This is a genomic window from Pseudomonas sp. MD330_10 (assembly GCF_042610415.1).
Taxonomy (GTDB): domain Bacteria; phylum Pseudomonadota; class Gammaproteobacteria; order Pseudomonadales; family Pseudomonadaceae; genus Aquipseudomonas; species Aquipseudomonas rhodesiae.
In genome coordinates this window covers 1-275 of the sequence record NZ_JBHGZU010000079.1, presented here as the reverse complement: position 1 = coordinate 275, position 275 = coordinate 1, and the positions used below count along the sequence as shown (strand labels likewise).

The 275-nt window shown below is 66.9% G+C and carries 1 protein-coding gene; it reads right to left on the bottom strand.

Annotated elements, in window-relative coordinates; translation table 11 throughout:
• Positions 1-275: AMP-binding protein (locus tag ACFZPT_RS26685; RefSeq protein WP_379559130.1), on the bottom strand; the 275-nt coding region annotated here is incomplete at both ends.

Genomic DNA, 275 nt, shown 5'->3' with positions numbered 1-275 from the left:
ACACGCCAGCATGGCGAAGGCCGCTTCGGGAATCATCGGCAGGTAGATCAGCACGCGATCCCCACGCTTGACGCCCAGCGCCTGCAGGCTGGCCGCCATGCGGTTGACCTCGCGATGGAGCTGGCGGTACGTGTACGTGGTCTCGATGCCGGTTTCGGTGGAGACATACACCAGTGCGGCCTGCTCACCGCGCGTGGTCAGATGCCGGTCGACGGCGTTGTGGCACAGGTTGGTGCGCCCGCCGACGAACCAGCGCGCAAACGGCAGGCGCGACT